7 protein-coding genes and 3 pseudogenes (1 of these 10 cut by a window edge) are annotated in these 12,802 nt (G+C 61.4%); all 10 read left to right on the forward strand.

Features of this window, described 5'->3' with window-relative positions:
- Positions 1-107, forward strand: partial view of a pseudouridine synthase gene (locus tag ACW4PC_RS10100; RefSeq protein ID WP_455873715.1) — the 3' portion only. Its footprint begins 700 nt before the window's first position; 107 of the gene's 807 nt are visible here — the last part of the coding sequence; its start codon lies off the left edge, out of view; its stop codon occupies positions 105-107.
- A gap of 14 nt (positions 108-121) precedes the next feature.
- Positions 122-810: pseudogene (locus tag ACW4PC_RS10105) on the forward strand (phosphoribosyltransferase).
- Positions 811-912: 102 nt separating this feature from the next.
- Positions 913-2,658, forward strand: a complete 1,746-nt coding sequence (locus tag ACW4PC_RS10110; protein ID WP_455873716.1) for an SLC13 family permease — start codon at positions 913-915, stop codon at positions 2,656-2,658.
- A gap of 74 nt (positions 2,659-2,732) precedes the next feature.
- Entirely contained in the window at positions 2,733-3,677 is a 945-nt protein-coding gene (locus tag ACW4PC_RS10115) for a phosphoribosylaminoimidazolesuccinocarboxamide synthase (RefSeq protein ID WP_455873717.1), read from the forward strand.
- Positions 3,678-3,786: 109 nt separating this feature from the next.
- A pseudogene (locus tag ACW4PC_RS10120) lies at positions 3,787-4,390 on the forward strand (TetR family transcriptional regulator).
- Between the two features lie 157 nt (positions 4,391-4,547).
- Positions 4,548-5,768 (forward strand): efflux RND transporter periplasmic adaptor subunit, encoded by a 1,221-nt coding sequence (locus ACW4PC_RS10125; protein WP_455873718.1) that lies wholly within the window; start codon positions 4,548-4,550, stop codon positions 5,766-5,768.
- Positions 5,769-5,815: 47 nt separating this feature from the next.
- A pseudogene (locus tag ACW4PC_RS10130) lies at positions 5,816-8,921 on the forward strand (efflux RND transporter permease subunit).
- Between the two features lie 159 nt (positions 8,922-9,080).
- On the forward strand, positions 9,081-10,523 hold the full coding sequence (locus ACW4PC_RS10135; protein WP_455873719.1) for an efflux transporter outer membrane subunit: 1,443 nt from the start codon (positions 9,081-9,083) through the stop codon (positions 10,521-10,523).
- A 163-nt stretch (positions 10,524-10,686) separates the two neighbouring features.
- Positions 10,687-11,730 carry a LacI family DNA-binding transcriptional regulator gene (locus ACW4PC_RS10140; protein WP_455873720.1) on the forward strand — a complete coding sequence of 348 codons (1,044 nt, stop codon included), beginning with the start codon at positions 10,687-10,689 and terminating at the stop codon, positions 11,728-11,730.
- 1 nt (position 11,731) lies between these two features.
- On the forward strand, positions 11,732-12,754 hold the full coding sequence (locus ACW4PC_RS10145; protein WP_455873721.1) for a polyamine ABC transporter substrate-binding protein: 1,023 nt from the start codon (positions 11,732-11,734) through the stop codon (positions 12,752-12,754).
- Positions 12,755-12,802: the final 48 nt, after the last annotated feature.

The raw sequence follows: 12,802 nt of genomic DNA on the forward strand, positions 1-12,802 counted from the left end.
GGCTTAACCTTGGAGAGCTGCCGAAAGGCTCGGTGCGCGCACTGACGGAGGCGGAACTACGCGACCTGAAGCGGCGGACGGGCATGGAAAGGACCGGGCGGAATTGATGCAGAACGACGATATCGCGCCGCATGACTTCTGGCAGGAGCTCCATCCCGCGGGCAGCTTTCCGGCAGATGGCGATTTCACCTCGTTCTATGTGGCGGAACTGCAAGACCGCCGCCAGCTTCGTCTGCCGATCCGGGTGCTTGCCGACAGCGACCACGCGCTCGCCTCGCTGATCGTCAACCAGGCGAGCTTCGCCGTACTCGATGCGCTTGCCGGGCAACTGGCGGCAACGATCAGGCGCTTTGACATCGATATCGTCGCAGGCCTGCCGACGCTCGGGTTGACGCTTGCTGCAGCAGTCGCCCAAAAGCTTGGACACGCGCGCTACGTGCCCTTGGGCACCTCCCGGAAATTCTGGTACCGCAACGACCTTTCCGTAGCCCTGTCGTCGATCACGACGCCGCAACAGCAGAAGCGTCTTTATATAGACCCGCGCATGCTGCCGCTGCTTCGCGGCCGCCGTGTCGCGCTGATCGACGATGTCATTTCTAGCGGCAGTTCCATCGTCGCGGGCCTGCAATTGATGACGGCCTGCGATATCGAACCTGTCGTCATCGCCGCGGCGATGCTGCAATCCGAACGCTGGAAGGAAAAGCTCGCCGCTGAAGGCGCCCGAATGGCCCGACCGAACCGTTGGCGTCTTCGCGACACCCGATACTCGAAAGGACGGCAGAAGGCCGTTGGCGCGCGCCCACTGCCTGACCTCGCACAATATGAGGATTGTTCGATCTTTCCGCGCGCCCTCCCTATACAGCCCTGTCCGGATGGCTACATTCCGCTGACGGTTGAAACGCGAGCCCGCCCATGACGTTCGAGCAAGCATCCCTGCTGATCCTTCTCTCGGCCATGCTCGTTCTGTTCTCCCTGAACCGTATCCGCATCGAGGTCGTGGCAATCGGGGGCCTGCTTGCCGGGTATCTGCTCCGACTTTATCCAGCCGATCAGGTCTTTGCCGGTTTCGCCAGTCCCGTCGTCATCACCGTGGTCGAGATTCTACTGATCGTCCAGGTGCTCGCCCGCGCAAAACTCTTTGACACCCTCGCCGCACGTTTTGCAGCCGCCGGACTGTCCGGCTTCACGGTCATCGCCAGTCTTTCGGCGGTCACCGGGCTCACCTCGATCTTCATGAACAATATCGGCGCCTTCGCGATCATGCTGCCTGCAACGCTGCGCATCGGCAGCGTCATGGATATCCCGCAGCGCCAGCTCGTCATGCCGATCTCCTTTGCGGCACTTCTCGGCGGTCTCGTCTCTCTGGTCGGAACGCCGGCCAATCTGCTTGTCAGCGATGCATTGGCCAAGGCAACGGGCTCCGGTTTTCATTTTTTCGATTTCGCCTATGTCGGCCTTCCTGTCGCCATCGCCGGAATTCTGCTGATGGCCGCTCTCGTTCCGCAACTATTTCCTAAAACAGACGACCAACCTGCCGCTGCGGCGCCAGCCCGACGGCGCATCGTGACGGAACGGCGTATTCCTGAGGGTTCGCCGCTCGCCGGCGTACGCCTTCTCGATTGCTCCAGCCTCTTTGAAATCCAGCCGCACGCATTGATCCGCAACGGCCGGTTCGTCTTTGGCCCGCTCGATCAGTCGACGATCGAGGCAGGCGATAGCTTGCTTGCCGAAGGCGCCGATGCAGTTTTTGCCGGTCTCGCCGCCTCGGCTGCGCTCGTTCCAGAAGCTCATCCGAATGGGCTGCAGGCGGATTTCACCCGCATTGAGGCCGTCGTCATGCCGGAGAGCACGCTGGTCGGGTCGCGAATCCGCTCGTTGGAGGTCTTTAAGAGCCGGAGCGTCAGGGTTGCCGCTCTCTCCATGCGGTCACCACGGATCGAAGGCCGCTTCGAGGATTTGCAGCTCTCGATCGGCGATATCCTTCTGCTTGAAGGCCCGCGCGCGGCGGTCGCTGAAGCGCTTGAGGAATGCGAATGCCTGCCGCTCGCCTCCCAGCCTGCAGACGAGGCGACGTCGAATGCATGGCAGCCCTTCCTGATCTTCGCTGCTGGCGTGACGCTTGCCGCTGTCGGGCAGGTCCGCCCGGAGATCGCATTTGCCGCTGTCGTGCTCGTTCTTGCGCTGATGGGCTATCTCAACATCCGCCAGGCCATGGCGGACATAAACTGGCCGATCATCATCATGCTGGCCGCGATGATCCCGATCGGCTCGGCCGTTGCCGCAACAGGCACGGCCCAGCTGGTCGCCGATTGGCTGAGCCTGCTCGTGCCGATATCCATGCCGCTTGCCGGCATCGCACTCCTGCTCTTCATCGCCATGGCGCTTACGCCTTTCGTCAACAACGCGACAGTGGCAATTGTGCTCAGTCCCGTTGCGCTGGAATTCGCGGAGGCGGCACACCAAGCCCCGGCCGCCTACCTGATTGCCGTTGCCGCGGGCGCATCGCTCGATTTCCTGACGCCGTTCGGCCACCACAACAATACGCTGGCGATGAGCATCGGCGGCTACCGCGTCTCCGACTTCCTGCGCGCCGGCAGTCCGCTGGCGTTTGCTTCCTATTTTCTGACCGTTCTTCTGGTCGCCCTGATCTGGCTTTGAAAGCCATTTGCTTGACATCCCCTGCAATGGAACTAGAGCAAGGTGAAACCCCGCGACAAAGGACTATCGAGCCCGTGCGAATTCTTTCCGAAGCCCATTTCCCCGAACTGCCGAACTATTACCGCGGCAAGGTGCGCGAGAATTACGATCTTCCGGATGGCAGCCGCATCATCATCAGCACCGACCGCCTCAGCGCTTTCGACCGCATCCTGACCTGCATCCCATATAAGGGCCAGGTGCTGACGCAGACGGCGCGCTACTGGTTCGAAGCGACCAAGGATATCTGCCCGAACCACGTCATTGCCTATCCGGACCCGAACGTGGTCATCGGCAAGCGGCTCGACATTCTGCCCGTCGAGGTCGTCGTCCGGGGCTATCTCGCCGGCACCACCGGCACGTCGATCCTCACTCTTTATAAGAAGGGCGAGCGCGAAATGTACGGCATGCGCCTGCCGGACGGCATGCGCGACAACCAGCGCCTGCCCGAGCCGGTGATCACGCCGACCAGCAAGGAATTCGACGGCGGCCATGACGAGCCGCTGACGCCAGACGAGATCGTCAGCCGCGGGCTGCTGACAGCGCAACAGTGGGCAACGCTTTCGAGATACGCGCTTGCGCTTTTCGCGCGCGGCCAGGAAATGGCTGCGAAACGCGGCCTCATCCTTGTCGACACCAAATACGAATTCGGAACCGACAAGGACGGCAATATTATTCTCGCCGACGAAATCCACACGCCGGACAGCAGCCGCTACTGGCTCGCGGATAGCTATCAGCAGTCCTTCGAAGCCGGCACGCGCCCCGCCAGCTTCGACAAGGACTTCGTCCGTGCCTGGGTCGCCGAGCGTTGCGATCCCTACAAGGACGAGATCCCCGAGATCCCGGTCGAATTGGTCGAGCAGACATCGAAGGTTTACATCAAGGCCTACGAGGCGATTACCGCCCAGTCTTTCGTGCCGGATGACAGCGGCGAAACCCCGGCTGCCCGTGTTCGAAGCAACCTTGCGCGCTACTTCCCTTAATAATCCGGAACGAACCGCCCGAAAACCGCCTCTCGGCTTGCGGGATTTCGCCGGAAGGCGTTAGCATGTGCAAGGAAGGGGTGCCGGCCGGAAGGCCGGCGGGGAACGAATGGCACGAAGGCCGCGGCGCAAGGCCGAGGAAACGCGGGAAGACATTCTGTCGATGGCCGAGTTGCTGTTTCGCCAGCGCGGTTTCGTCGCCGTATCGATCGCCGACATCGCCTCCTCCCTCGGCATGTCGCCGGCCAATGTCTTCAAGCATTTTCATTCGAAAGTGGCGCTCGTCGATGCCATTGCCGAACGGCATCTCGGCAACGCCACCGAACGCTTTGGCTCTTTCGACCGAAACCTTCCGCCGAAAGAGCAACTGCTGCGTTTCGTGCTTCGGCTTCTCGATAGCCACCTCAAGGACATTCAGGAAAATCCCTACATCTTCGAAATGGTGCTGACGACAGTCCAGGCAAAGCTCGAAGCGGGTAATCGCTACCGCGAGCGAATCGAGCACAAACTCGAAGAAATCATCCGCGAGGGGGTTCGCGCAGATCATTATAAATGTTCCGATCCGCGCCGCGCCGCTCATACCGTTGCCGATGTTCTTGCATCGGTGCTGCACCCCGTGCTGATCGCCCGTGACGATAAGGATTACACTTGTGCACAGGGCTGAGGAGATCGTCTGTTTTGTAGATACTGCACTGCAAAATAGCGCTTGCTAAGTGACGATCATTGAATTACGTCACTTCGTAAATCTTTTCTTAAGTTCGGATCGAAGGGTATTTGAATCCCGCTAATCACGCTCCTTATATGGGTGCAGCGCTCCGTCGCCGGAGCCGATGATCCGATCCGCAAGTGCCAACCGCAAGGGAATTCAGCATGATACGGCGTGGCTTCATCATTTCTTCAGCTTTGGTGCTGGGCGGATTGCTTACTGCCTGCAGCGACAGCGGCAACAACCAGGCCGGCGGCGCAGGCGCGCCTGGAGCGGCGGCTCAGCAGGCAGCCCCAGTCGGTGTCGTGGCGCTGAAGAAGGACACGTTCCCGGTCACGACGATCCTTCCGGGCCGGGCCGAGGCCTATCAGACGGCCGATATTCGTCCGCAGGTCAGCGGCATCATCCGTGAAATCGCCTTCAGAGAAGGCAGCGAGGTAAAAAAGGGCGACCTCCTCTATCAGATCGAAGACGCGCCTTATGTTGCAACCGTCGAACAGGCCAAGGCGGCAATCGCCAAGGCCGAAGCCAGCGTGCCGAGCGCGCAGAGTAATTTCGACCGCTACCAGCGCCTGGTCGGCAGCGGAGCGACACAGATCGAATTCGAAACGGCAAAGACCACCCTTCTCCAGGCTCACGCCGAGGTCGAATCGGCCAAGGCCACCCTTGCCTCCGCGCAAATCGATCTCGACCACACGAAGATCATCGCGCCGTTCGACGGCGTCATCGACGAGACGGCCTACAATGTGGGCAACGTGGTGGCCGCCAATCAGACAACGGCGCTGACGACGATCCGCCAGCTTGACCCGATCTATGTTTCGCTGACTGAATCGAGCACCAATCTTCTGAGGCTCCGTGATGCCTTGGCATCTGGCACCGTTCGGGGTGAAGGCGCCGATGTCGCCTTCCGGCTCATCCTGGAAAACGGCAAGGAATATGCCCAGAAGGGCAAGCTGGATATGTCGAAGCAGATCGTCAGCGAGACGACCGGCACCTTCATCATCCGCGTGCTCTTCCCGAATCCGGATCTCGTCATTTTGCCGGGCATGTATGTGCGCGCGACCGTCGAACTTGGCGCCGAGGTCGGTTATGCGCTGCCGCAACTCGCCACCAGCCGCGACGCGACCGGGCGTCTGACGGCGCAGTTCATCTCCGCTGATGGCAAAGTCGAGACACGTGTCTTCGAAAACGCCTCGCCCTCCAACAATTCCTGGCTCGTGACCGACGGCGTGAAGGATGGCGATCAGCTGATCGTCAGCGGTCTGCAGTCGATCGCGCCCGGCATGCCGGTTACGCCCGTCCCCATGAAGATCAATGAAAGCGGCGTGGTTGTGGCTGCCGAGCAGGCAGCAGCTGGTGACGCCCAGAAGCCGGCCGCGCAGTAGGACGCGCCTGCCTCTAACATTGATCCAAGCCGCACAGGAATAATTTGATGGCCAAGTTTTTCATCCGACGCCCGATTTTTGCCTGGGTCATTGCGATTTCCATTATGCTCGCAGGCTTGCTCGGCATCTTCACGCTGTCGATCTCGCAGTATCCGGACATCGCACCCACCACGGTGCGTATCAACGCCACCTATCGCGGCGCGAGCGCTGAAACCGTCGAGAAATCGGTGACGACGATCATCGAAGACGGCATGACCGGCCTTGATGACCTCACCTACATGACGTCGACCTCGTCGACCGGTTCGGCGAGCATCTCGCTGACGTTTGGAACAAGCGTCGACCCGGACATCGCCCAGGTGCAGGTCCAGAACAAGCTGCAGCTTGTTCAATCGCAGCTTCCCGATGACGTCATCGATGCCGGCATCAGCGTCACGCGATCGACCTCCAGTATCCTTTTGGTCGGCTCGCTGGTTTCGACCGACGGCAAGCGGAATTCCGTCGACCTCGGCAACATCCTGTCTAATCAGATCGAAGATCAGATCCAGCGTCTCGAAGGCGTGGGCAGCATCAATATCTTCGGTTCGGGTTACGCCATGCGCGTCTGGCTCGATCCCTTCAAGCTGCAGAAGTATCAGCTGACGCCAAGCGACGTCACCTCGGCTATCGAGGCCCAGAACACCCAGGTCTCCGTTGGCTCGCTCGGCGCACAGCCGCTCGTCGAAGGCCAGCAGCTGAACGTCACGATCACCGCGCAGAGCCAGCTGACGACAGTCGCGGACTTCGAGCGCATCATTCTGAAAGTGGAAAAGGACGGCTCGACGGTCCGCCTCAGCGACGTCTCGCGCATCGAAATCGGCCAGGAAAGCTACGGCGGCTCTTCGCGCTACAATGGCCAGCCCTCGAGCGGCTTTGCCGTCAACCTCGCGATCGGCGCCAACGCCATCGATACCGCGGAGCGCGTTCGCTCGGCGCTCGACACGATCGGACGCGGCCTGCCGGAAGGCGTGGAGATCACCTATCCTTACGACACGACGCCCTTCGTCGAACTGTCGATCGAGAAGGTCGTCCATACCCTCATCGAAGCGATCGTTCTCGTCTTCGTGGTTCTTCTTGTCTTCCTGCAGAACCTGCGTGCGACGCTGATCCCGACCATCGCCGTGCCGGTGGTCCTGCTTGGAACCTTCGGCATTCTCGCGGCAACGGGATATTCGATCAACACGCTGACCATGTTCGCCATGGTTCTCGCAATCGGCCTCCTCGTCGACGACGCGATCGTCGTTGTCGAGAACGTCGAGCGCATCATGTCGGAAGAAAAGCTGTCGCCGCTTGAGGCGACCGAGAAGTCGATGGGTGAAATTACCGGCGCCATCGTCGGCATCGCGCTGGTTCTGACCGCCGTCTTCATTCCGATGGCCTTTTTCGGCGGTTCGACCGGCATCATCTACCGTCAGTTCTCGATCACCATCGTTTCGGCCATGCTGCTTTCGGCCCTCGTCGCCATCGTGCTGACGCCGGCACTGTGCGCGAGCATGCTGAAGCCGGTCGGCGAACACAGGAAGCACCGCGTCGGCGACTGGTTCAACCGCAACTTCACGCGCTCGACCAATGGCTACGTCCGCACCATCGGCTACCTGTTGAAGCGTCCGATCCGAGTCATGCTGGTGTTCCTGCTCGTCGGCGCCGGTTGTGCCTATCTGTTCACGCGCCTGCCGAGCTCCTTCCTGCCGCAGGAAGATCAGGGCGTTTTGCTGACGATCGTCACCACGCCGCCCGGATCGACCACGCAACAGACCCAGGCGGTCGTCGAGAAGGTCGAAAAATACTATCGCGAAAACGAGAAGGAGGCCGTCAATTCGGTCTTCGGCGCCCTTGGCTTCAGCTTCAACGGCTCCGGCCAAAACAGCGCGATCGTCTTCACCAAGCTCAAGGACTTTTCGCTTCGTACCGATGCCAATCAGCACGCGCAGGCGATCGTGACGCGGGCGCTCAAGACTTTCTTCACCTTCCGTGAAGCGCAGGTCTTCGCATTGCTGCCGCCGGCGATCCAGGGTCTCGGCGTGTCCAGCGGCTTCTCGATGTACCTCGTCGATACGGGCGGACACGGCACAGCTGCGCTCGACACCGCCTCCAAGCGGCTGATCCAGATGGCCAATGCCAGCGGCAAGGTGGTCGCCCTTCGCAATAACAACAAGGAGGTCGAGCCACAGATGCGGATCGTCATCGACCAGGAGAAGATCGGCGCCATGGGCGTCGATATATCTGCGGTCAATGCGATGCTCTCTGTCATCTTCACCGGCCGCGACGTCAATGACTTCACGCTGAACGGCGAGATCAAGCCGGTCTACGTGCAGGGCGATGCGCCCTTCCGAATGCAGCCGACTGATCTCGACCACTGGTATGCCCGCAACTCTTCCGGCGAAATGGTTCCCTTCTCCGCCTTCACCACGACGGAATGGGTCAAGGGTGCCCCGACGCTTGCCCGCTTCAACGCGGTCAGCGCGATCCCGCTCGACGGCGCTTCGGCGCCGGGCGTCAGCTCCGGCGACGCCATGAACGAGATGGAGGCCCTGACTGCACAGCTCGGCGGCGGCTATAGCGTCGCCTGGCAGGGCATTTCCTATCAGGAGCGGCTGTCGGGTTCGCAGGCACCGATGCTTTACGCAATTTCGGTGCTCGTCGTCTTCCTTTGCCTCGCAGCACTCTACGAAAGCTGGTCGATCCCGTTCTCGGTGATCATGGCGGTGCCGGTCGGCGTGCTCGGCGCGCTTATGGCCGCGACCCTCTTCGGGCAGGCGAACGACGTCTACTTCAAGGTCGGTCTTCTGACGACGATCGGTCTCGCAGCGAAGAACGCGATTCTGATCGTCGAATTCGCCAAGGACCGGATGGAGACCGGAATGGGGCTCTTCGAAGGCGACTCTGGAAGCGGCAAGGCTGCGTTTGCGCCCGATCATCATGACATCGCTTGCCTTCATTTTGGGCGTCGTGCCTCTTGCCGTCGCCACGGGCGCAGGCTCCGCAGCCCAGAACGCAATCGGCATCGGTGTCCTCGGCGGCATGCTCGCGGCGACTGCGCTCGGGATTTTCTTCGTGCCGTCCTTCTTCGTCGTCATCCGACGCGTATTCTCCCGCCGCAAGAAAATTGTGGCGTGAGTGTGATAAAAATACACTGCCAGAATGAATGACTCATTGATACATTGCCCGCGGACTGCTTCGGCATTGGTGTATCTCGTTGGGACGAAGCGCGGCCGACGGCAAAGCATGATGCTTTTGGCAAGAATTTAGACTTGGTCGAGTTACAGGAAGAAATGAATGATATCTCTTCGTATTGCTACACCGGCACTATTGCTGTTGCTGGCGGGCTGCGTGAGCGGACCGGACCACACGCCTCCGGAGATGCCGCTGCCGGCGAAATTCGGTGAGGGCAGCACCAAGAATATCGGTGATGTTGCGACGGTGGCCTGGTGGTCGGCCTATCGCGACAAGCAGCTCGACAGCCTGGTGGCGCGCGGCATCGACCAGAACCTCGACGTGCTGCAGGCGATGGAGCGCATCAATTCGGCGTCCTCGAATGTGACGGTCGCCGGGGCCGGTTCGCTGCCGAGCCTGGTGGTCGGCGCCTCGCACACGGTCTCGGGCCAGATGGGCTCGGAGCGCACCCGGGTGGGTGCTCTCAACACCTCCGGCGGCGAGGCCAATGTCTCCTGGCTGCTCGATCTCTTCGGCCAGTACCGCCGCTCCAAGGAAAGCGCGCTTGCCTCGCTCGATTCGGCCTATGCCAGCGCCGACGTAGCCCGGCTTGCCTTCCTGCAGGATCTCGTCTCGACCTATATCGACGCCCGCTTCTACCAGGAGCGCATTGCGCTGTCGAAGGCCAACCTGCAATCGCGCCGGGAGACCTACGACCTCACCAAGTTCCAGCTGGAAGCCGGGGCCGCCTCCAGGCTCGACGTCGTCCAGGCTGAGGGCCTGGTGCAGTCGACGCAGGCCGAAATCCCCGGTCTGGAAACCAACTTCCGCGTCTCGGCGCATCACATCGCCACGCTGCTCGGCCTGCCGGCCTCCTCGCTGATGGCCGAACTGCAGAAGGGGGCCGCCCAGCCGGTCTACCGTGCCGGCATCATCTCCGGCGTCCCGGCCGACCTGATCCGCAACCGTCCCGACATCCGCGTGGCCGAGCGCAATCTGGCAGCGGCGACCGCCAATATCGGCGTCGCCCAATCGCAGCTTTATCCGTCGATCGCGCTGTCCGGCTCGATCTCGCCGACCTGGGTCAACCCGGCCGGTGGCAGCGGCGGCGGCCTGACCACCTGGTCCTTCGGCCCGACGCTCAACCTGCCGATCTTCGACGGCGGCCGCCTGCGCGCCAATGTCGACATTGCCAAGTCGGACGCCAAGACCGCCTATCTCGCCTGGAAGGCAGCGGTGCTCAACGCCGTCGAGGAGGTGGAGAACGCGCTGTCGGCGGTGCGCCGCGACGCCCAGACGGTGGAAGCGCTGCGCGCCCAGGTCAAGACGACGCAGGAATCGCTGGAACTGTCGACGGCAAGCTACAAGGACGGCGCCTCCTCGCTGCTCGACGTGCTCGACGCCCAGCGCCAGGTGTCGCTGGCCCAGGCAAGCCTGGCGGCGTCCGTGCAGCAGATGGCCAGGGACTACGTCTCCCTCAACGTCGCCATCGGCGGCGGCTATGCCCCGGGCGGCAAGGTCAACTCTGTCTCCGCCACCGTGGCAAAGGGACCCACAAAGAGCTGATAAAGCCATTTCTATGAATGACAAAAGCCCCGGCAACGGGGCTTTTTTTATTGCTTCTCGAAAAATCCCGTGTGCAACGCGCCCCATCCCACAAAATGGATTCGACAAGCCGGTGCGCTTCATGTACGCGTGATTAAACGATTAATCAAAGCATTATGAAACCATGGCTCAGTTGCGCCCGGGACCGAACCTCAGCAGGATTGCGACGTCGCTTGGCGTGTCGGTCGCAACGGTGTCGAACGCGCTTTCGGGCAAGGGGCGCGTCTCGGAGCAGCTCGTCGGAAAGATCAGGGAACATGCCGCGGAGCTCGGATATGTTCCAAGCCAGGCCGGTCGGGCGCTTCGCACCGGCCGAAGCGGCGTGCTCGGCCTCGTTCTTCCCGACATCGCAAATCCCCTCTTTCCCAAGATTGCGCAGGCGATCGAATTCGCCGCCGCCTCTGCCGGTTACGGCGTACTGATCGCCGACTCGCGCGGCAATGTCTCGGCGCAGACCGAAGCAATCAACCGGCTGGTCGAACGCGGCGTCGACGGTATGGTGATCGTGCCCCGCCGCGCAACGCGCATATCCGCGGCAAGCTGCCCAGTTGCGGTCATCGACACCGCATCAACCCCCGGCAACACGGTTGCAGCTGACCACTGGCAGGGTGGCGAACTGATTGCCGCTCACCTCGCTGATCTCGGCCACAAGCGAATCCTCATCATCGGCAACAATCCGGAATCGAACGTGCAGAACGATCGGGCGGGCGGCATCCGTTCCGGCCTTTGCCCGGGCATGAGCGCCGAAACGCTCTGGATCGAAAAGCTTGAACATCAGGCCGGGAGCGGCTGCCCGCTCGGTCTTGCAAGAAAGGTCGAGGAGGGCTTCAGCGCCTTTGCCGCCCTGTCCGACCTTCAGGCGCTGCGGGTGCTGACGGAGCTGCAGCGCGACGGCATCGATGTGCCTGCCGAGGCCAGCGTCACCGGTTTTGACGACCTCATCTGGTCTGCGGTCGTGACACCCGCGCTTACCACGGTGAAGATGGACATGGACGCCATTGCCGAGATCGCCGTATCGGCCTTGCTTAACAGCATAAACACAGGCCGCACCCGGGAGGGCGCACTCGTGACCGCGGAGAATGACCGCGTGCCCATGCAACTGATCATCCGCCAATCATCCGGGCCGGCGAAGCCGGTTCAAGAAAACCTGCAGATGGAGAACTCATGACATGAAGACATCCCTCATCGCATCGGCAGTGCTGCTCGCGCTTATCCCGCTCGGCGCCGTGGCGCAGGATCGCACTCTGACTGTTTCCGTCTATGCCTTTGCGCAGGACGACTTCAAGACGCTGGTCTATGATCCCTTCGAAAAGCAATGTGGCTGCAAGCTCGTCGTCGAGACGGGCAACAGCGTCGAACGCCTCGCCAAGATGGAGGCGAACAAGGCAAACCCGGTTGTCGACATGGCTGTCGTCTCGATGGCGGATGCGCTGTCGGCCTCCCGCAAGGGCCTGGTGGAAAAGATCGATCCGTCCAAGCTTACCAATTTCGGCAAGCTCTACGATCTCGCCAAGGACCCTAACGGCGACGGGATGAGCGTTGGCTACACGTTCTATGCCACGTCTATCGCCTACCGTTCGGACAAGATGAAGATCGAGTCCTGGGCCGACCTCCTGAAGCCGGAATATGTCGGCCACGTCGCCTTTCCGAACGTAACCACCAACCAGGGGCCGCCGGCGCTCTATATGCTCGGCCTCGCGCTCGGCAAGGATACGCCCGACCTCAAGGGTCCGATCGAAGCCGTCGGCGAAAGGAAGGATGACATCGTCACCTTCTACGAGAAGTCCTCGCAGCTGATACAGCTCATGCAGCAGGAGGAAATCTGGGCCGCCCCGATCGGTCGTTTCTCCTGGGCGGGCTTCACCAAGCTCGACCTTCCGGTCGCCTGGGCGACACCGAAGGAAGGCCAGACCGGCGGTATGAATGTCATGGTCGTCACCAAAGGCTCGAAGAATCAGGATCTGGCGCTGCAGTTCATGGATTTCTGGCTCTCGACCGACATCCAGACGAAACTCGCCGAAAAGCTGATCGATAGCCCCGCAAACAAGGACGTGAAGGTTTCCGAGGCCGCCGCCAACAACCTCACTTACGGCGAGGACACAGCCAAGAGCCTCAAGCTCATTCCGTCCGCAGCAGCGCTCGACAATCGCGACGCATGGCTCAGGGAATGGAACGACAAGGTCGGCCAGTAAAGCGCCCATGACACCCGGTTCCGGCTTGCCGGGACCGCCCATTCCGCC

It is taken from the genome of Rhizobium yanglingense (assembly GCF_977109285.1).

Coding starts and splice junctions, on each gene's coding strand:
- ACW4PC_RS10110 (WP_455873716.1), top strand. CDS start 913: ATGACGTTCGAGCAAGCATCCCTGCTGATCCTTCTCTCGGCCATGCTC.
- ACW4PC_RS10135 (WP_455873719.1), top strand. CDS start 9,081: ATGATATCTCTTCGTATTGCTACACCGGCACTATTGCTGTTGCTGGCG.
- ACW4PC_RS10145 (WP_455873721.1), top strand. CDS start 11,732: ATGAAGACATCCCTCATCGCATCGGCAGTGCTGCTCGCGCTTATCCCG.
- ACW4PC_RS10140 (WP_455873720.1), top strand. CDS start 10,687: ATGGCTCAGTTGCGCCCGGGACCGAACCTCAGCAGGATTGCGACGTCG.
- ACW4PC_RS10125 (WP_455873718.1), top strand. CDS start 4,548: ATGATACGGCGTGGCTTCATCATTTCTTCAGCTTTGGTGCTGGGCGGA.